This window comes from Nocardia sp. BSTN01 (assembly GCF_015354405.1).
GTDB lineage: Bacteria > Actinomycetota > Actinomycetes > Mycobacteriales > Mycobacteriaceae > Nocardia.
Genome location: NZ_JADKYP010000083.1, coordinates 1 through 18,696, shown reverse-complemented (window position 1 = coordinate 18,696; position 18,696 = coordinate 1). Strand labels below are relative to the sequence as shown.

The 18,696-nt window shown below is 67.0% G+C and carries 16 protein-coding genes, 1 tRNA gene and 1 pseudogene; 9 read left to right on the top strand and 9 right to left on the bottom strand.

Annotation, left to right across the window (positions count from 1 at the left end; genetic code table 11):
* Positions 1 to 338: pseudogene (locus IRT45_RS33870) on the bottom strand (MMPL family transporter); the annotation flags it as partial.
* Between the two features lie 275 nt (positions 339 to 613).
* Between IRT45_RS33870 and IRT45_RS33865 the strand changes: the two are divergent.
* The 5 genes from IRT45_RS33865 to tgt all read left to right on the top strand — a co-directional run bounded on the left by IRT45_RS33865 (position 614) and on the right by tgt (position 6,789).
* A complete protein-coding gene (locus tag IRT45_RS33865; protein WP_194809859.1) occupies positions 614 to 1,210 on the top strand; it encodes a TetR/AcrR family transcriptional regulator in 597 nt (198 codons plus the stop codon).
* A complete protein-coding gene (locus IRT45_RS33860) occupies positions 1,210 to 1,695 on the top strand; it encodes an Rrf2 family transcriptional regulator (RefSeq protein WP_194809858.1) in 486 nt (161 codons plus the stop codon). The genes IRT45_RS33865 and IRT45_RS33860 overlap by 1 nt, the downstream gene beginning before the upstream one ends.
* A gap of 115 nt (positions 1,696 to 1,810) precedes the next feature.
* Positions 1,811 to 3,547 (top strand): ABC transporter ATP-binding protein, encoded by a 1,737-nt coding sequence (locus tag IRT45_RS33855; protein WP_194809857.1) that lies wholly within the window; start codon positions 1,811 to 1,813, stop codon positions 3,545 to 3,547.
* Between the two features lie 25 nt (positions 3,548 to 3,572).
* Positions 3,573 to 5,519, top strand: coding sequence for an ABC transporter ATP-binding protein (locus tag IRT45_RS33850; RefSeq protein ID WP_194809856.1), 1,947 nt, complete (start codon positions 3,573 to 3,575; stop codon positions 5,517 to 5,519).
* Between the two features lie 25 nt (positions 5,520 to 5,544).
* The gene (gene tgt / locus IRT45_RS33845) at positions 5,545 to 6,789 is read left to right on the top strand and encodes a tRNA guanosine(34) transglycosylase Tgt (protein WP_194809855.1); all 1,245 of its coding nucleotides are present in this window, start codon (positions 5,545 to 5,547) and stop codon (positions 6,787 to 6,789) included.
* A gap of 28 nt (positions 6,790 to 6,817) precedes the next feature.
* Here tgt and IRT45_RS33840 read toward each other — a convergent pair whose 3' ends face one another.
* A complete protein-coding gene (locus tag IRT45_RS33840) occupies positions 6,818 to 7,591 on the bottom strand; it encodes a queuosine precursor transporter (protein WP_194809854.1) in 774 nt (257 codons plus the stop codon).
* Positions 7,592 to 7,640: 49 nt separating this feature from the next.
* On the opposite strand from IRT45_RS33840, the gene IRT45_RS33835 reads away from it, so the two are divergent.
* Positions 7,641 to 8,174: a DUF4190 domain-containing protein gene (locus IRT45_RS33835; protein WP_194809853.1), complete on the top strand. Its 534-nt coding sequence runs from the start codon at positions 7,641 to 7,643 to the stop codon at positions 8,172 to 8,174.
* A gap of 42 nt (positions 8,175 to 8,216) precedes the next feature.
* Here the strand turns inward: IRT45_RS33835 and gluQRS are convergent, their stop codons facing one another.
* Together gluQRS and IRT45_RS33825 are read right to left on the bottom strand one after the other, a co-directional pair.
* Positions 8,217 to 9,137 (bottom strand): tRNA glutamyl-Q(34) synthetase GluQRS, encoded by a 921-nt coding sequence (gene gluQRS / locus IRT45_RS33830; RefSeq protein ID WP_194809861.1) that lies wholly within the window; start codon positions 9,135 to 9,137, stop codon positions 8,217 to 8,219.
* A complete protein-coding gene (locus IRT45_RS33825) occupies positions 9,134 to 9,604 on the bottom strand; it encodes a DUF309 domain-containing protein (protein WP_309241274.1) in 471 nt (156 codons plus the stop codon). The genes gluQRS and IRT45_RS33825 overlap by 4 nt, the downstream gene beginning before the upstream one ends.
* A 397-nt stretch (positions 9,605 to 10,001) precedes the next feature.
* Between IRT45_RS33825 and IRT45_RS33820 the strand changes: the two genes are divergently transcribed.
* The gene (locus tag IRT45_RS33820) at positions 10,002 to 10,211 is read left to right on the top strand and encodes a DUF397 domain-containing protein (protein WP_194809851.1); all 210 of its coding nucleotides are present in this window, start codon (positions 10,002 to 10,004) and stop codon (positions 10,209 to 10,211) included.
* Between the two features lie 7 nt (positions 10,212 to 10,218).
* On the opposite strand, the gene IRT45_RS33815 is transcribed toward IRT45_RS33820, so the two are convergent.
* On the bottom strand, positions 10,219 to 11,805 hold the full coding sequence (locus IRT45_RS33815) for a cytochrome bc complex cytochrome b subunit (RefSeq protein ID WP_194809850.1): 1,587 nt from the start codon (positions 11,803 to 11,805) through the stop codon (positions 10,219 to 10,221).
* 127 nt (positions 11,806 to 11,932) lie between these two features.
* Here IRT45_RS33815 and IRT45_RS33810 point away from each other — a divergent pair, with 127 nt between their 5' ends.
* Both IRT45_RS33810 and helR read left to right on the top strand, forming a co-directional pair.
* Positions 11,933 to 13,375 carry a hypothetical protein gene (locus IRT45_RS33810; RefSeq protein WP_194809849.1) on the top strand — a complete coding sequence of 481 codons (1,443 nt, stop codon included), beginning with the start codon at positions 11,933 to 11,935 and terminating at the stop codon, positions 13,373 to 13,375.
* 209 nt (positions 13,376 to 13,584) lie between these two features.
* The gene (gene helR / locus IRT45_RS33805) at positions 13,585 to 15,786 is read left to right on the top strand and encodes an RNA polymerase recycling motor ATPase HelR (RefSeq protein WP_194809848.1); all 2,202 of its coding nucleotides are present in this window, start codon (positions 13,585 to 13,587) and stop codon (positions 15,784 to 15,786) included.
* Positions 15,787 to 15,802: 16 nt separating this feature from the next.
* Here helR and IRT45_RS33800 read toward each other — a convergent pair whose 3' ends face one another.
* The 4 genes from IRT45_RS33800 to IRT45_RS33785 form a co-directional block, all read right to left on the bottom strand.
* Positions 15,803 to 16,138: a hypothetical protein gene (locus IRT45_RS33800; RefSeq protein WP_157126028.1), complete on the bottom strand. Its 336-nt coding sequence runs from the start codon at positions 16,136 to 16,138 to the stop codon at positions 15,803 to 15,805.
* 51 nt (positions 16,139 to 16,189) lie between these two features.
* The gene (locus IRT45_RS33795; RefSeq protein WP_309241273.1) at positions 16,190 to 17,194 is read right to left on the bottom strand and encodes a methyltransferase; all 1,005 of its coding nucleotides are present in this window, start codon (positions 17,192 to 17,194) and stop codon (positions 16,190 to 16,192) included.
* A gap of 74 nt (positions 17,195 to 17,268) precedes the next feature.
* Positions 17,269 to 18,159 carry an RNA polymerase sigma-70 factor gene (locus tag IRT45_RS33790; protein ID WP_194809847.1) on the bottom strand — a complete coding sequence of 297 codons (891 nt, stop codon included), beginning with the start codon at positions 18,157 to 18,159 and terminating at the stop codon, positions 17,269 to 17,271.
* A gap of 247 nt (positions 18,160 to 18,406) precedes the next feature.
* Positions 18,407 to 18,491: transfer RNA gene (locus IRT45_RS33785), tRNA-Ser, on the bottom strand.
* Between the last annotated feature and the right edge of the window lie 205 nt (positions 18,492 to 18,696).

The following is an 18,696-nucleotide window of genomic DNA, read 5'->3' as shown; positions in this document are numbered from 1 at the left end:
GTCGTCGCGGCGACCGGGTCGGTCAGCACGCCCCGACGTTGCGGGTCGGGGTCCTGCGCATTGATCTTGGACTTGTCGACGATGTCGAGGTTGTTGATCTTCTCGACAAGCGCGGTGAGCGCCTTGTGATTGTCCGGATCGGTGAGCTTGCCGTGGGTGGCCGCGGCGACATATGTGCCGGTCACCGCATCGAATTTGAAGGCGGCCGATTGTCCAGGAAATTCCCTGTCCAGGATGTCGGTAGCCTTCTGCGAAGGCAGGTCGGGCATGTTGAAGTCGTCTTGGCTCTGTTTCTTCAGCCCGACGCCGACGGCGCCCACGATCACGAAGATCAGCAACCAGACCGGTAGCACGATCCATTTTCGGCGGAAGGCGAACTTCCCCCATCTATAGAGGTACACGGACACGCGGTATCTCCTAGCGATAGCTGATTTGCGGTGCTGAGTTCAGGCCCCGTAGACAGCACTACTGCGGACGCCGCACTGCGATCCGCCTCCATCGACGCTTTCTGCCTACCGTGCGGTAGGTAGACTACCCAATCGATAAGCGGAGGAACAACCTCTATTTTCGGGGCGCACCCTCCGCTTCGATCGGTTGATGAGAGGATCATCGCATGAGCGCCCGAACTACCTCCGGATCCGTTGTCGCAGGTCAGAGCACCAAGGACGCGATTCGTGAGGCGGCGATCCGGCTTTTTTCGAACAAGGGATTCGAGCAGACCAGCCTGCGCGAGGTCGCGGATGCGGTGGGAATCACAAAGGCGTCGCTCTACTATCACTACGCGTCCAAGCTCGATCTGCTACTCGCGATCATCGAACCGATCTTCGACGACATGAAGCTCGTGGTCGACGAACTCGACGGGGTGCCGCACAGTCCGGCGGGTGCTCGGGAAGTGCTGAATCGCCAGCTCCGGACGCTGTTACGGCACCGCACCGCGGGCGCGATGTGTGTGCGCGACACCGTGGCCATCCTCAACGCGATCGGAGATCGGCACCCCGACATGTTCGAAATGCACCGGCGCCTGTGCGTCTGGCTGGCCGGGCCCGACCCCTCGCACGAGGCGCAATTGCGAGCCACTGCCGCCCTGGAGGTGCTGGGCACGGCGCTGTGGTCGAACGAACTCGTGCCCGATGCCGGCGACGAGGTGATCGAGCGAGTCCTGATCGAGGCCGCCCTCGGCGTGCTGAACGGACCGGATGGACAGCGCTAGTGCACATTTCGGCAAGGATCGACTACGCGGTCCGCATCCTCTTGGAAATCGCTCGCGCACAATCGAATTCGGTGAAGGCCGAGACGATCGCCACAGCCCAGGACATTTCGCCGAAGATTCTGGAATCCATTGCGGCGCAACTTCGCCGGGCCGATCTGGTGGTCAGCCGCCGCGGTCCCGACGGAGGATACCGGCTGGCCCGCACGGCCGGTGAGATCAGCATCGCCGATGTGATCCGCGCGGTCGAGGGACCGCTGGCATCGGTGCGCGGGCAACGTCCCGAGGACGTGGCGTATTCGGGGGTGGCCGAACCACTGCAGCGGGTATGGATCGCGCTGCGGGTCAATATCCGCGCCGTGCTGGAACAGGTGTCGATCGCCGATATCGCCACCGACGAGCTGCCGGCTTTCGTCGCGGACCTGGTGGCCGATCCCGGTGCCTGGACGCGGCGGCCGGCCCCTGCCCCGCCCGGTGTCGACGCGTAGGCGGGGAGGTGGGGACCGTGCCGGTCGAGCCGGTTTCGCCGGTGTCCGGGCAGGCTTTCGCCGAGCGAAAAATCTTGCCGACACCATCCCGGAATGACGGTAGCCTGCACCCATCATGTTGATCAGGTTGCTGCGCGCCTTTCTCGCCCCCTACCGCACCCAGTTGGCGGGGGTTGTTGTGTTGCAGCTCATCTCCGTCATCGCGATGCTCTATCTGCCCAGCCTGAACGCCGACATCATCGACAACGGCGTGACCAAGGGCGATATCGGCTACATCTGGACCACGGGACTCTGGATGCTGCTGGTGTCGGGCGTGCAGATCATCGCATCGGCGAGTTCGGTCTATCTGGGCGCGCAGGCCGCGATGGGTGCGGGGCGTGAGATGCGTGCGGCGCTGCTGCACCGGGTGGGCACCTTCTCCGCCCGCGAGGTCGGCATCTTCGGCGCGCCGTCGCTGATCACCCGCAACACCAACGATGTGCAGCAGGTGCAGCTGCTGGTCGTGATGAGCGTGACCATCCTGGTGATGGCGCCGATCATGTGCATCGGCGGCATCGTGATGGCGCTGCGCCAGGACCTCGGACTCTCGTGGATCCTGCTGGTCGCCGTGCCGCTGCTCGGCCTCACCATGGCGTTGATCATCTCCCGGATGGTTCCCGGGTTCCGGCGCGTGCAGGAGCGCATCGACGCGGTGAACCGGGTGCTGCGCGAGCAGATCACCGGTATCCGCGTGGTGCGGGCGTTCGTGCGCGAGCGCTACGAATCGCAGCGTTTCGGCGTGGCCAACGACGAGCTGACCTCGGCCTCGCTGTTCGTGGGGCGGTTGGCCGCATTGATGTTCCCGGCCGTGATGCTGATCAGCAACGTGACCACGGTCGCGGTGATCTGGTTCGGCGGGCACGCCATCGACTCCGGCAGCATGCAGATCGGTTCGCTGACCGCGCTGCTGTCCTACATCATGCAGATCCTGATGGCGGTCATGATGGCCTCCTTCCTGGCGATGATCGCGCCGCGCGCGGCCGTGTCGGCCGAGCGCATCGCCGAGGTGCTGGAAACCGATTCCTCGGTGGTGCCGCCGGCGCAGCCGCAGGCCTTCGCCGCCGATCCGGGGACCGTCGAGCTGGCCGCCGCGGAATTCGCGTTCCCGGGCGCCGCGGAACCGGTGCTGCGCGATATCAGCTTCCGGGTCTCGCCCGGGCAGACCACCGCGATCGTCGGTTCCACCGGATCCGGTAAGACCACGCTGATCAATCTGATTCCGCGGCTGATCGACGTCACCTCCGGCGTGGTGCGCGCCGGCGGCACCGATGTGCGGCAGGTGGATATGGAACTGCTGCGTTCGCAGATCGGTCTGGTGCCGCAGAAGGCCTACCTGTTCTCCGGCACCATCGCGGAGAATCTGCGCTACGGCGATCCCGAGGCGACCGACGAACAGCTCTGGCACGCACTGGAGATCGCGCAGGCCGCGGATTTCGTGCGGGACATGCCCGAAGGGTTGCAGACCCCCGTCGCCCAGGGCGGCACCACCGTCTCCGGCGGTCAGCGGCAGCGGCTCGCCATCGCCCGAGCCCTGGTGAAGAAGCCCAAGATCTACCTGTTCGACGACTGTTTCTCCGCACTCGACGTCGCCACCGACGCCCGGGTGCGCGACGCGCTGCGTCCGGAGACGCGCGAATCCGCGGTGATCACCGTGGCCCAGCGTGTGTCGACGATCCGCGACGCCGACCAGATCGTCGTCCTCGAGGACGGTGCCATGGTCGGCCTCGGCACCCACGAACAGCTGTTGCGCGAATGCGAGGAGTACCGGGAAATCGTGGAATCGCAGTTCAGTCCGGAAGAGGCAGCGCGATGAGCCGCACGACACAGGAGGCGGCGCGATGAGGCCCGGGGGGCCGATGCCGGGCGCTCCCGGGCAGAAGGCAAAATCGTTCGGCCCGACGCTGAAGCGGTTGCTGCGTCGCCTGGCTCCGGACCGGGTGGCGGTGATCGCGATCCTGGTGCTGGCGGTCGCGTCGGTCGTCATGAACACCCTGGGGCCGCAGATCCTCGGTAAGGCCACCAACCTCATCTTCGACGGTGTCGTCAGCAAGCAGTTGCCGGCGGGGCTGACCAAGGATCAGGCGGTGGCGTCCCTGCGTGCGCAGGGCCAGGACCGGCTCGCGGACATGATGTCCGCGATGAACATCAACCCCGGCCACGGCGTCGACTTCGGCGCGGTGGGCCAGGTGCTGACGTGGGTTCTGGTGCTGTACGTGCTGGCCGCGCTGTTCAACTGGTTGCAGGCGTATCTGCTGGCCACGGTGATCAACCGCGCGGTGCAGCGGCTGCGCAGCGAGGTGGAGGACAAGATCCATCGGCTGCCGCTGAGCTACTTCGACACCAACGCCCGCGGCGATGTGCTCTCGCGCGTGACCAACGACGTCGACAATGTGGCGCAGAGCCTGCAGCAGACCATGAGCCAGCTGGTCATATCGGTGCTGTCGGTGATCGGCATCCTGATCATGATGTTCTGGATCTCGCCGCTGCTGGCGGTGATCGCGCTGCTCACGGTGCCGGCCGCGGTGATCGTCACGGCCCAGATCGCGAAGCGGTCCAAACCGCATTTCGTCGATCAGTGGAAGTACACCGGTCTGGTCAACGCTCAGGTCGAGGAGGCTTTCACCGGCCACGAGGTGGTCACGGCATTCGGCCGCATCCGCGAGGTCGGCGAGGAGTTCGACAAGCGCAACGACAGGCTCTACCAGGCCAGCTTCAAGGCGCAGTTCATCTCCGGGCTGATCATGCCGGTGATGATGTTCATCGGGAACCTGAACTATGTGCTGATCGCCGTGGTCGGTGGTCTGCGTGTGGCCTCGGGCAGCCTGTCGCTGGGTGAGGTGCAGGCCTTCATCCAGTACTCGCGACAGTTCAGCCAGCCGCTCACCCAGATCGGCTCGATGATCAACCTGCTGCAGTCGGGTGTCGCCTCGGCCGAGCGGATCTTCGAAATCCTCGACGCCGACGAGCAGGTTCCCGATCCGCGCGAGGAGGACCCGCGTCCGATCGATCGCGGCCGGGTCGAATTCGACGCGGTGTCGTTCCGTTACGAGCCCGACAAGCCGGTGATCGACGATCTCTCCCTGGTCGCCGAGCCCGGCCATGTGGTCGCCATCGTGGGCCCGACGGGCGCCGGTAAGACGACGCTGGTCAATCTGCTGGAGCGGTTCTACGAACTGGATTCCGGCGCGATCACCATCGACGGAGTCGACATCACCGGCATCGGCCGCGACCGGCTGCGCTCGCGGATCGGCATGGTGTTGCAGGACACCTGGTTGTTCGGCGGCACCATCCGCGAGAACATCGCCTACGGCAATCCGGAGGCGAGCGAGGAGGAGATCCTCGCGGCCGCCCGCGCCGCCTATGTGGACCGCTTCGTCCATTCGCTGCCGCTGGGTTACGACACGGTGATCGACGAGGAGGGCTCCGGGGTCAGCGCCGGTGAGAAGCAGTTGATCACCATCGCCCGCGCCTTCCTGGCCAAGCCGACCATCCTGATCCTCGACGAAGCCACCAGTTCGGTCGACACCCGCACCGAACTGCTGGTGCAGCAGGCCATGGCCGCGTTGCGCCGTGATCGCACCAGTTTCGTTATCGCGCATCGGCTTTCGACGATCCGCGATGCCGATCTGATCGTGGTGATGGAGGGCGGCCACATCGTCGAGCAGGGCACTCACGAGCGGCTGCTGGCCGCGCGCGGCGCCTACTTCCGTCTCTACAACGCGCAGTTCACGGGCGCGGCGGTCGATCAGGATCTGGTCGACGAGGAGACGCTGGACGTGGTCTAGCGGGAGCGCCTGGCAGGATAGCGGCGTGTCCGATCCTGCCCAGTTCTCGTTCACCGTCGGTACCTGCCTACCGGAGCGACACGGCCGCACCGGTGTGATCACCACCCCGCACGGGCAGATCGCCACCCCGGCGTTCATCCCGGTCGGCACCAAGGCCACGGTCAAGGCGGTCCTGCCGGAGGCGATGGCCGAGATCGGCGCGCAGGCCCTGCTCGCCAACGCCTACCACCTGTATCTGCAGCCGGGTTCCGACATCGTGGACGAGGCGGGCGGGCTGGGCCGGTTCATGAACTGGCCGGGCCCCACCTTCACCGACAGCGGTGGATTCCAGGTGATGTCGCTGGGCGTCGGCTTCAAGAAGGTGCTGGCCATGGAGGCCGTCGGCGTGCAGAGCGACGAGGTGATCGCGAAGGGCAAGGAGCGGCTGGCCGTGGTCGACGACGACGGCGTCACTTTCCGCTCCCATCTGGACGGTTCGAGCCACCGGTTCACTCCGGAGGTGTCGATGGGGATCCAGCACCGCCTCGGCGCCGACATCATGTTCGCCTTCGACGAGCTGACCACGCTGTTCAATACCCGTGGCTATCAGGAGAAGTCGCTGCGCCGCACGCACGAGTGGGCGCAGCGCTGCATCGACGAACACGAGCGGCTCACCGCCGAACGCGCGCACCGGCCGTATCAGGCGCTGTTCGCGGTGATTCAGGGCGCGCAGTACGAAGATCTGCGCCGCAAGGCATGTCGCGATCTGGACGCGATGCGGGGAAGCGGCGGAACGGGTTTCGACGGTTACGGCATCGGCGGTGCGCTCGAGAAGGCCAATCTCGGCACCATCGTGGGCTGGTGCTGCGACGAACTGCCGGCGGAGAAACCGCGGCATCTGCTGGGCATCAGCGAACCCGAGGACTTCTTCGTCGCGATCGAGAACGGCGCCGACACCTTCGACTGCGTCAATCCGTCCCGCGTCGCGCGCAATGCCGCGATCTATGTGGCCGCCGGCCGATTCAACATCAACACCAGCCGGTTCCGCCGCGACTTCACCCCGATCGACGACACCTGCGACTGCTACACCTGCGCCCACTACACCCGCGCCTATATCCATCACCTGTTCAAGGCGAAGGAGATGCTCGCCGCGACGCTGTGCACGATTCACAACGAGCGCTTCACGATTCGGCTCGTGGACGATATTCGCGCGAGCATCGAGGGCGGTTACTACGACGACTTCAAGGCGGAGTTCCTGGGGCGGTGGCAGGGCCGGATCCGTTTCGACTGAACGGATAGGCCCTGCCCCCGGTTCCGCATCAGCTGTAGAGCGCGGGCTTGTCCAGCGGTGCGTAGCTGGGTTCGTGCTTCTTCAGATGGGCGATGCAGCGGTAGCTGATCGGCATGATCAGCACCTCGCACAGCGTCTTCCACACGAAGCCGATGATCACGTAGTTGATGAACGCGCCCCAGGTGTTGATCCCGATGGCGGTCGCCGCGATCGAGCAGAACACCAGCGTGTCACCGAATTCGCTGGCGACGGTGGAGCCCAGCAGCCGCGCCCACAGATGTTTCTCCTTGGTGCGCTCCTTGATCAGCACCAGCGTCATCGAGTTCAGGAACTGACCCACCACGTAGCCGGCGAGTCCGGCGGCGACGAGTTGCGGTGTGGTTCCGGCGACGGTGCGGAAGGCGTCCTGATTCTCGTAGAACCCGGCAGCGGGCAGTCCGATCGCGATCCAGAAGCAGACCACCATCAGGATCAGCATGCCGAAGCCGTAGTAGATGGTGCGGCGGGCGGCCTTGAAGCCGTACACCTCGCTCAGCACGTCGCCGATCACATAGGCGAGCGGAAAGAGGAAGAACGCTCCGTCGGTGGTGATCGGCAGGATTTCGATGGGTCCGAGGGACACCTCGTGGCCGGTGAAGAACTGCACGCCCTTGGTCGCGCAGATGTTGGAAATCATCAGCGTCGCCGTGAACAAGGTCACGATCAACGTGAAGGGACCCCCCGCGGCCTGCGCGAATGCTGCGTGTTCGACCGCGGGGCGTCCAGACTCCCCGGTCGGTGTCGTTTCTTGTGTCTCACTCACGACCTGTGCACGATACCGGCAACCGGGCCCGGTGGAATAGGCTGGACCGATGACGAATCCCGGCGATTCCGACGAATGGTGGAAACAGTACGGCGGCGAAGGTGTCTCGTCCGATTCGGGCGGCCACCAGTCGGTTCCGCCGACCCCGCCGCAGCAGCCCACCCCGCCGCCCAATCCGCAGGCCGGGTACTCCTCGGCACCGCATCAACAGTCGTCTCCCTACCAGCCGACCCCGCCGCCGCAACAGCAGCAGTCCTATCCGAGCTATCCGCAGCAGCAGCCCTACGGCCAGCCCGGTTACGGCTATCCGGCGGCGACGCCGTATCAGCCCTACGGCTACGCGGCGCCGCAGCAGGGCACCAACGGCCTGGCGATCGGTTCGCTGATCGCGTCGATCCTGGGGCTGTGCACCTGCATCGGATCGATCGTCGGGATCATCCTGGGTGTGATCGCGCTGAACCAGATCAAGGAGCGCGGCGGCCAGGGCCGCGGTATGGCGCTCGGCGGGATCTGGGTCGGTGCCGTCGGCATCGTGCTCACCATCGTGTGGGTGATCGTCAACATCGCGGCGGCGAACTGGTAGGAGCGGCAGTGCGTCCGGACCGCCGGACGCACGTTCGCCGGTTCAGCTGTGCCGCAGTGGATCCGGATGTGCGGGGTCCAGAATCCACGGTGCGTGCGGCACCGCCTCCGGAGTGAACTGATCCAGGAGTGCTCGCGGTGTCTCGCCCCGCAGGCCGAGTGAGGCCGCGAGCATGGTGAAAACCTGACGCGGCGTCTCACCGAGAGCGATTCTGTCGCGCAGGGTTACGGCTCCGTCGCGCTTGGCCAGTCGTGCGCCGTCGGTGTTGAGCACCAGCGGGACGTGCGCGTACGCGGGCACGGCGAATCCGAGGACGGTCGCCAGATAGGCCTGCCGCGGTGTCGAGGGCAGCAGATCGTCACCGCGGACGACCTGGTCGAAGCCCTGTGCCGCATCGTCCACCACCACCGCGAGGTTGTAGGCCGCCGTCCCGTCGCCGCGCCGCAGCACGAAATCGTCGACCAGACCTCGGTACCTGCCGTGGATCTCGTCGGTGATCTCGAATTCCGTTGTCTGTGAGCGCAACCGCAGTGCGGCGGGCCGGCCCTCGGCGCGCTTGGCCGCCCGCTGCGCCTCGGTAAGGTCGCGGCAGGTTCCCGGATAGGCGCCCATCGGGCCGTGCGGTGCGGAGACAGCCTTCTGAATCTCTTTTCGCGTGCAATAACACTCGTAGGTCATTCCGGCCGCACCGAGTCGCTCGATCGCCGCCGCGTAGCGCGGGGTGCGGTCCGATTGCCGGACCACCTCGCCGTCCCAGTCCAGTCCGATCGCGGCCAGATCCTCGAGTTGGCGCTGCTGCGCGCCCGGCCGCACCCGGTCCAGGTCTTCGATGCGCAGCCGGAAATTGCGGGCCGTGCCGCGGGCGAACAGCCATGCCAGCAGGGCGGTGCGGAGATTGCCCAGATGCAGATCGCCGGAGGGGCTGGGGGCGAAGCGGCCGGCCCCGGCGGTGTGCGGGATCATCCGCGCAGCCGGGGGCACAGCGCGTCCTCCGGAATCTCGCGGCCGGCAGCCAGATCCGCCAGCAGACCCTCGGCATGTGCGACGAGCCCGGCCGCGTCGATGCCGTACGGCGGTGACGGCGTGGCCGACAACCGGCCGATCGCCCGCTCGAGCAGGGTGCGAGCGCCCTTCGGATTACCGCGCTGGATGTGGGTGAGTCCCACCGCGTACTGGGCCAGACCCTGCCACAGCATCCTTTCCGCGAACGGTCCGTTCTTCCATGCCGCCTCCAGCACCTCGTGGGCGTTGAAGGCCAGCCCTTCGTCCAGGAGGCGTTGCGCATAGTCCAGGGTTTCGCCCGGTGGGAGGTCGAGATCATCCGGAATACGGGCGACGCCCACGCTACCGGGCGGTAGTGGTCGCCCGAACCGGTCTCGAGGACGGGCATTTCGGGCGTGTCCGGCATCGTCGCGATCTCGTTCCACCACTACTCCATGATCCATACCGAGCAACCGCACGGTTTATCCGGGGCGCGGCGCGGCCGCGGATGCGGAAATTTCCCGGGCCGGTTTTGTTTAGCGGATCATTCTCCGGTCATTTGGCAATTCTCCCGCTATTAGTGAACGGGAATTCTTTACCGGAAATTCGAGTGATTGAAAGTGAAAAGACGCGGGACAGCGATTGTGGGTGCTGCTAGGGTGCTCTCCCGGGTCAACGCGAGGGCGCACCACGGCGGTGTGTGCCTCGTGAACCAGTCCGTTCATTGAGCAGTTCGTGCGCTATGACCAGGCGCATTGCGGTGCCGTCGAGTCTCGAGAAGTCCGGGTCCGGCGACGAGGGAAGCACGATTGTCGCGTTATCTACGGTGGTAAAGGAGAGGTTGAGGTGAAGGTTGATTCGACCGGTGCGGTGTGGCGCAAGAGTAAATACAGCGGTCCTGACGGAAACTGCGTCGAGGTCGCATTTCTGGGTGACGGCAATGTCGGGGTTCGCGATACCAAAGACTGCGGCCGCGGGCCGATTCTGGCTTTCACACCCGGCGAGTGGGATGCGTTCGTCTCGGGTGTGACCGACGGGGAGTTGGGTTCCGCCTGAGCGACCGTCAGTGTGGCCGATCCTGATGGTCGCGCAGTGCGGCCGTCAGGCGGCGCTGTTGCTCGTGTGTGGCAGCAGCCAGCCGTTCCCGCTGTCCGGACGGATCGGGTCGCAGGAAACCGCCGCTGCCGGGCGCCCCGGACAGGCCCAGCCGGTTGACCTTCTTCGGAACCGGCGCGCCCTGATAGTCCAGCGGCACCGGCTGCCCGGCGCGATCCACTGGTCCGAGCGGTTGGTGGATTTCGATGTACTCGCCGTGCGGCAGCCGGCGCAGGATGCCGGTTTCGATACCGTGCGCCAGGACGGCCCGGTCCGCGCGCTGCAACGCCAGGCACATCCGGTACGCGAGAAAGTAGGCGAGCGGCGGAACGAGCAGCAGCGCGATCCGGAAGAACCACGTCGTGGCATTCAACGAGATATCGAATTTCAGCGCGATGATGTCGTTGACACAGGCCAGTGTCAGGACCAGATAGAAGGCGAGGGCCATCGCGCCGATCGCGGTGCGCACCGGCACATCGCGCGGGCGCTGCAGCAGATTGTGTGACGCGCGGTCGTGCGTGAGCCGCTTCTCGATCCACGGATAGCCGATCAGCAGGGCGAACACCAGCGTCATCAGCACCGCCACCGCGAACGCGCTCGGCACGGTATGCCCGAACAGATACAGCTCCCACGGCGGGAACAGGCGCAGGAAGCCGTCGGTCCACATCAGGTAGAAATCGGGCTGGGTGCCGGCCGAGACGTGGGAAGGGTTGTAGGGACCCAGATTCCAGATCGGATTGATCTGCAGCACCCCGCCCATGGTCGCGACCACGGCGAGAGTGAACATGAAGAACGCGCCCTGATCCAGGACGAAGACGGGCACGATCCGCGTGCCCACCACGTTCTTCTCGGTGCGCGCCGGCCCGGGGAACTGCGTGTGCATCTGATACCAGACGATGGCGATGTGCGCGGCGATCAACGCCAGCATGATGCCGGGCAGCAGCAGCACGTGCGCGATGTACAGGCGCGGAAGAATGATCGTGCCCGGAAAGTCGCCGCCGAACATCAACCAGTGCAGCCAGGTGCCGATCAGCGGAATACCCATGGTGATTCCGGCGAACGCCGCTCGCAGACCCGTGCCCGACAGTAGATCGTCGGGCAGCGAGTAGCCGAAGAAGCCCTCGAACATCGCCAGGATCAACAACAGCGAGCCGATCACCCAATTGCCTTCGCGTGGTTTGCGAAACGCGCCGGTGAAGAAGATGCGGCACAGATGCACGACGATCGAGGCGGCGAAAAGTAATGCGGCCCAATGATGTACCTGCCGCACGAACAGGCCGCCGCGCACCTCGAAGGAGAGGTTCAGCGCCGATTCGTAGGCCCGCGACATCGATACGCCCCGCAACGGCTGGTAGGAGCCCTGGTACACAACCTCGGTCATCGACGGATCGAAGAACAGCGTCAGGTAGACGCCCGACAGCAGCAGAATGACGAAGCTGTAGAGCGCGATCTCCCCGAGCAGGAACGACCAGTGTGTCGGAAATACCTTGTTGATGGACCTTTTGAGGAAGGGCGCCGCGCGGAATCTCTCGTCGGCGCCGTTCGGGATTGCCATGGCACTCACCCCGCCCCGGGTGTATGAGAGTGGTCGAGATTGTCTACTACAGAGCGTAGCACTAGAGTTGACCTGCGTCGATAGTGCCGGTGCGGGAATTGTGGACGGTTGTGGATATCGTCGGCGGGTGGATCTACTGACGCCGCAGGATGCCACCAGGTTCTGGCTGTCGCGCCGAGCCTGCAACGACCTGTTCCTGCTCTACTGCTTCGACGACACCGGGTGGTCCGCCGATGCGCTGCGGGCGGCGGTGATCGCGCGCAGCGCCGAAATCCCGGAATTGCGAGTCCGGATCCATGAACACCGCTTCGCCTATCCCGGTTGGGAGCCTGCGGTTTTCGACGACGCGCAGGTCGTCATCCACACCCCGGAGGAGCCGCTGTGGACGGCTGTGGAAGCCGCGCTGGGAGAGATTCTGGCGCACTCGGTACCGGCGCAGCGATACACCTGGCGCGTTCATCTGTATCGCGGAATCCGGGACGCTCCGGGTGGGTCGGGACTTGCACTCGTTGTGGTGCTGCAACTTTCGCATGCGCTGGCCGACGGGCGGCGGGCCGCGTCCATCGCGCGCGAGTTGTTGCGCGGCCTGGATGCGGTAGCTCGTAAGGACGCCGATTTCAGTGGCGGTCGGGGTGACGCGGGATCACCCGACGGCGCGGGGTCACCCGACGGCTCGGCGAATCGGCACCACGGCAGGTGGACCCGCCCCCACCTCGAACGGGTTGCGCAAACCCTTGCCGCCGAAGCGATATCGCTGGTCTCGTTCCTGCCCGACATGGTACGCACGGTGCGGCGGGGTCTCGTCGCGGCGCGTGCGGACAGGGAACTGCACAGCCTCGCCGAGGCGGGTGAGATCCCCCCTGCCGCGCCGAACTTCGCTCCCACCGCACTGAACCGCCCGCCGGCGCCCGCTCGCCGGGTCGTCCGCGTGATCGCGGGGGAGAACCCGCACGTTCCCGGCTATACGGTCACGGTCGTCGCGCTGACCGCGATATCCGTCGCGTTGAGTCGCTATCTCGCCATCCACGGCGAATCCGGCGGCCCGCTGGGTGCGCAGGTCTCGATGGCCCTGCCCGCGACGTCCGATCGAAAATCCGTCCCGCACAACAACTATCGCGACCTCGGCGTAGATCTGTGCGCCGGCGAACCGGACCTGCGTCTGCGGGCGCGCCGCATCGCCGCGGCACTGGCCGAACGACGAATCCGAGCCACCCATCCGCTGCAGTCCGCGCGCGACCGCGTCACCGACGCGATGCCGGCCCCGGTTCTCCGTCGCGATCTCGCCGGCTACCCGCTGGACCTGGTCCCCGCGCGGATCTCGGGTCACACGGTGCTGTCGAGCGTCCACCGCGGCGAGGCGGATCTGTCGATCGCCGGCGGCGCGGTCCGCTTCACCGCCGGCTTCCCCGCCCTCGGCGCGGTGATGCATCTGACCCACGGCCTGCACGGGCTGGGAACGACGGTCACCGTGTCCATCCACGCCGATCCTCAGGTGGTGGATGTGGACGACTACGCGCACATGTTGCGTGCCGCGGTCCGCGAGGTGGCCACGCAGCTCACAGGAGAATGACCCGAGGGATGGGGGAGACGGAAGAGGGCCCCGCACCTCTTTCCATATTCAATATATAGCGGAGTGGGGGGCTTGCGGCAAGGCCCCGGTTGTGCCGCACAATGGCCCGCCGAGGCCGTGTACCTGCGAAAACGGGAGGAGACGCGCAGCGGCCGAGACGGACACAGGTGTCCACATGAACCATGTCGAGCCAGGGAAGTGAGGGACACATGTCGGATCCGGGGTACCAGGACGAGTTGCGGGCCGAACAGGATTACGTGTCCGGGCTCTACGCGCGACTCGACGGCGAGCGCGCCGAGGCGAAGCGGCGCTACAGCGCGGCGTTGCGCGGCAACGGCGGTGCGCTGGTGGACCGCGATGTGGAGGTGCGGACGCTGGCGCGCGAGGTGAAGCGGCTGGAGGTGGCCGACAACGGACTGTGTTTCGGCCGATTGGACAGCGACTCCGGCGAGCGCTCGTATGTCGGCCGGATCGGGCTGTTCGACCAGGACGACGACTTCGAGCCGTTGCTGCTGGACTGGCGGGCTCCGGCGGCACGCGCGTTCTACACGGCCACCGCCGCCAGCCCGGAGCAGATGCGCCGGCGCCGCCAGTTCCATTCCCGCGGCCGCCGCGTCGTCGACTACACCGACGAGAACTTCGGCCGGCCGGGCGCCGGGGAGCGCGGGGATGCGGCGCTGCTCGCGGCGGTCGACGCGCCCCGCGGCGAGGGGATGCGCGACATCGTCGCGACCATCCAGGCCGAACAGGACGAGATCATCCGGCTCGATCATCCCGGCGTCCTGGTGATCGAGGGCGGTCCCGGGACGGGCAAGACGGTGGTGGCGCTGCACCGCGTCGCCTATCTGCTCTACACCCAGCGCGAGCAGATGGAACGTCACGGTGTTCTCGTGGTCGGCCCCAATCCGGCCTTCCTGCGTCATATCGATCGGGTCCTGCCGTCGCTGGGCGAAACCAATGTCGTCTTCACCACCACGGGTGATCTGGTGCCGGGCCTGCACGTCACCGCCGAGGACACTCCGGAGGCGGTGCGCGTCAAGGGTTCGCTGCGGATGCTGGATGTGCTCGCGGCCGCGGTCGCGGACCGGCAGTGCCTGCCGGTGGAACCGCTGACCATCGGACTGACCGATGTCACCGCGCGCATCGACGCGGCGACCGCGGAATGGGCGCGGGAGGAGGCGCGCACGAGCGGTCTGCCGCACAACGAGGCGCGTGCGGTGTTCCGCGAAATCGTCACCTATGTGATCACCGAGCGTGCGATCGCCCGGATCGGCAAAGGCTGGATCACCCGCGACGACCGGGAGGCGTGGGAGAACCTGCGCGCCGACCTCGTCACCGAGCTCGCCGAGAGTGAGCAGTTCACCGCCGCCCTCGACCGGCTCTGGCCCGTGCTCACCCCGGAAAAGCTGCTGGCCGAGCTGTATTCGTCGCCGGAGCGGCTGCGCGCGGCAGGCGCCGACCCCGCCCTGTGGCGTGCCGACGGCGCCGCGTGGACGGTGTCGGATGTACCGCTGCTCGACGAACTGGTCGACCTGCTGGGCCGGGAGAAGCCGGTGGACGACACCGCGGAACGCGAACGCGCGGCCGAAGCCCGATATGCCGCAGGCGTCTTGGAGCTCATGACCGGCCGCGAGGACTCGATGGACGACGAGGACCACCTCTTCGCCACCGACTTGCTCTACGCCGAGGACCTCGCCGACCGATTCGCCGATCGCGACACCCGCGATCTCGCCGAACGCGCGGCCGCCGACCGGGATTGGACCTATCGCCACATCGTGGTCGACGAGGCGCAGGAACTCTCCGAGATGGATTGGCGAGTACTGATGCGACGGTGTCCGGGCCGCTCCTTCACTGTGGTCGGCGATCTCGCCCAGCGTCGGTCGACCGCCGGTGCGACATCGTGGGATACCGTGCTCGAGCCGTATGTCCCCGGCCGGTGGCGCTATCGGTCGCTCACGGTGAACTACCGCACGCCGGCGGAGATCATGGCGGTCGCCGCCGCGGTGCTCGCGGAGTTCGCGCCGGCCGTGCGCCCGCCCGAGTCGGTGCGTGCCTGTGGCGTGCGCCCGTGGTCGCGCCGCGTCGACGAGAACGAATTGCCCTCCGCCATCGAGGAATTCGTTCGCGACGAGGAGGGTCGTGAGGGCACCGCCGTCGTGATCGGCCCACCGGGACTGCCCGGCACGGTCCCGGCGTCGGAGACGAAGGGCCTCGAGTTCGATGCCGTCCTCGTCGTGGAACCCGAGCGCATCCTCGCCGACGGGCCGCGTGGCGCCGCCGAACTCTACGTGGCCCTCACTCGCGCGACCCAGCGGCTCGGGGTACTGCACCGAGCCCCGCTGCCCGCGGCGCTCACCGGTCTGGTCCCGGCCGGCGCGCCCGCGGCGGCCGGAAATCTCCGCTCCACGTAGCGATGTCGCGGGCCGTCTATTCGGGCGGCCCGCACCCGCCGCGCATGATCAGCGCATGCGCCGGACACCATTGGGTCACCGGTAATCGACTGCGCCCGTTCCCGGTGCGCAACTCGAATTCCACCAGCCCCAACCACGTTCCGTCCGCCGCTCGCGCCCAGGCATGCAGTCGCCCCGGAATGCGCCCCGTGATCTCGAGCCCGCCCGCCCGCACCGGTCCCGCCACCGCCTCGTGTCCGGCCATCCGTGGATACGTGGGGATAGCGGCAGCGACGTCCACCAGCACCGGCATCGGCGGAACCACCACCCGATGCAGCGCGAACTCTCCCTTCTCCGGCCAATGCTCGAACATGTGTTCGATCATAAACCGGAGCGCCGACAAATAGCTCGCGGTTTCCGTGTGTCATCGGACGCGAAATTCCAAGGCGGTCCGCCCGTCCGCGACCGGGGCCGAGGTCTGCAGCGCCAGGCCGCATCGGGCCCCCAGCTCCGCCAGCTCCGGCACCGTTCGTTCGCGGCCGCCGAAGCACATCAGCATGAACAGGTCGATCGCCGTATCGGCCCCGCGGCCGCGAATCGGTTCGATCACCACGACCGCCCCGTAAGCCCCTGCGGCACGGGCACATTCGCCCAGAACGGCCGCCGCGAGCTCGTCGTCCCAATCGTGCAGGATGTCGGACAGGAGATAGGCGTCGGCTCCGGTCGGCAGTGGGCCGAAGAAGCTGCCCGCCACGGCGGTCGCCCGATCGTCGAGCCCGGCCGCCGCGAATCGCTCGGTGGCCGCGGCAGCCGTCGGTGCCGGCTCCAGCACTCGCCCGCGCACGCCGGGATGCGCGCGCAGGATCGCCGTCAGCAAGGTGCCGTCGCCACCGCCGACGTCGAGAATGTCGGGAAAGCGACTCCAGTCGAACCGGTGCGCGATCTGATCCGCGTAAACCCGGAAGCGGCAATTCATCTGGGCGTCGAAGGATGCGCGCAGGGCGGGCTCGGCTTGCAGATCGGCCCAGAAGTCGCGTCCGTACCTACGTGGATAGGCGGGTCGTCCGCTGGTGATCGTGCTCAGCAGATCCACGAAGGCCAGCTCGGCGCGCCCGCCCGCGCTGCCGATATCGAGCAGCAGCAGTTCGAACGCGTCGGGGGAGTCCGCGCTCATCTGGTCGCCGAGGGGCGTGGGCCGGTAGCGGCCGGACGCCGTCTCGTGGTCGAAGACGCCGACGGCGACCAGATGGTCGAGCAGTCGCCGGAGTGCCGGAGCGCACGTTCCGGTGCGAGCCGCCAGTTCTTCGGCGGTCGCACCCGCGGTGCCCGCGTAGTCCACCAGCCGGAGCGTGGCGGCCACCCGGACCGCCATCGGCGTGGCCAGATCGGCCAGGGCGAGGATCGAGGCGGGGCGCTTCGGCGAACTCACCCGCCCAGACTATCCGCCGCTACCGCGGCCGCCACCGAATTTCATTGGGGCGCAGGGCGGTACGCTCGTGCCGCTCAACGGCTGACCGTGGTCTGCTGTTCGACGCGTGAGAGCTTCTCCGGATTGCGGACCACGTAGAGACCGGTGATGCGACCGTCGTCGAGCCGCATCGCCACCACGTCGTCGATCCGACCGTCGATCCGCACGATCAACGCCGGGCAGCCGTTGATCTGCACCGCTTCGACGGTCGCCTCGGCGCGCAGTCGCGGCAGTCCGGTGCGCAGAGCGCGCGCGACCCGGTCGGCGCCCGCGATCGGGCGCAGGACCGCCTGGACCACGCCGCCGCCGTCGCCGAGCAGCACCACGTCGGGAGCCAGCATGTCGACGAGATTCTGGAGGTCGCCGGTTTCGATGGCTTGCTGGAAGGCTTCGACGGCCCGGCGGGATTCGTCGGCGGACACCACCCCGCGAGGGCGGCGCGCGGCGACGTGAGCCCGTGCGCGGTGGGCGATCTGGCGCACGGCGGCGGGTGTCTTGTCGACGGCCGCGGCGATCTCGTCGTAGCTCAGATCGAACACCTCGCGCAGCACGAACACCGCCCGTTCCGTCGGTGCGAGAGTTTCCAGAACCAGCAGCATCGCCATCGACACGCTGTCGGCCAGTTCGACGTCCTCGGCCACATCGGGCGCGGTCAGCAGCGGCTCCGGCAGCCACGGGCCGACGTAGGACTCCTTGCGGCGCCCGAGCGTGCGGATCCGGGTCAAGGCCTGGCGGGTGACGATTCGCACCAGGTACGCACGCTGGTCACGCACCTCGTCGAGGTCCACGTCCACCCATCGCAGCCAGGTCTCCTGCAGGACGTCCTCGGCGTCGGCCGCCGAACCGAGCATTTCGTAGGCAACCGTGAACAGCAGGTTGCGGTGGGTGACGAACGCCTCGGTGGCGCCGTCGATGCGCTCGCTCATGGGTGGCTCCTGTTCCTGTTCTGTCGACTCCGGCACCTCACGAGACGCTCGCCGGCCGCGCGATGTGACACCGCCCGCCAGTGATGTGCATCACTATGACCGTCCGGCGATGGCCGGGGCGACCCAGGTCGTGAGATAGCGACGTAGTTCGGCGCCACCCCGGGGTGGGCGCCCGGCCGGCCACTGACGTCCGGACCACCGACGAATAGAAACGCCCGCTACCACTCGGGTAGCGGGCGTTTCGCGGCGGAGGATAGGGGATTTGAACCCCTGAGGGCGTTAACCCAACCCGCGTTCCAGGCGAGCGCCATAGGCCACTAGGCGAATCCTCCGCAGAGCAATATACCGGGTGGACCCCCTGGAACCGCAAACCGGGCTATTTGTGCAGGCCGGCGAGGGCCTTCTTCAATTGGTCCTTACAGGTGGTGCCGACGTCGGCGTTGTCGATGCTGCCCTCGGCCTGGATCCGCAGTTCCACCTTCACCGAGACGTTGGAGTCCAGGGCCGCGCAGGTGTAGTCGAGGGTGACGAAGCTCG

Bases quoted from the DNA above. Each gene is read 5' to 3' on its own strand.
- IRT45_RS33865 (WP_194809859.1), top strand. From the start codon at position 614: ATGAGCGCCCGAACTACCTCCGGATCCGTTGTCGCAGGTCAGAGCACC.
- IRT45_RS33855 (WP_194809857.1), top strand. From the start codon at position 1,811: ATGTTGATCAGGTTGCTGCGCGCCTTTCTCGCCCCCTACCGCACCCAG.
- IRT45_RS33850 (WP_194809856.1), top strand. From the start codon at position 3,573: ATGAGGCCCGGGGGGCCGATGCCGGGCGCTCCCGGGCAGAAGGCAAAA.
- IRT45_RS33835 (WP_194809853.1), top strand. From the start codon at position 7,641: ATGACGAATCCCGGCGATTCCGACGAATGGTGGAAACAGTACGGCGGC.
- gluQRS (WP_194809861.1), bottom strand. From the start codon at position 9,137: ATGATCCCGCACACCGCCGGGGCCGGCCGCTTCGCCCCCAGCCCCTCC.
- IRT45_RS33815 (WP_194809850.1), bottom strand. From the start codon at position 11,805: ATGGCAATCCCGAACGGCGCCGACGAGAGATTCCGCGCGGCGCCCTTC.
- helR (WP_194809848.1), top strand. From the start codon at position 13,585: ATGTCGGATCCGGGGTACCAGGACGAGTTGCGGGCCGAACAGGATTAC.
- IRT45_RS33800 (WP_157126028.1), bottom strand. From the start codon at position 16,138: ATGTTCGAGCATTGGCCGGAGAAGGGAGAGTTCGCGCTGCATCGGGTG.
- IRT45_RS33790 (WP_194809847.1), bottom strand. From the start codon at position 18,159: ATGAGCGAGCGCATCGACGGCGCCACCGAGGCGTTCGTCACCCACCGC.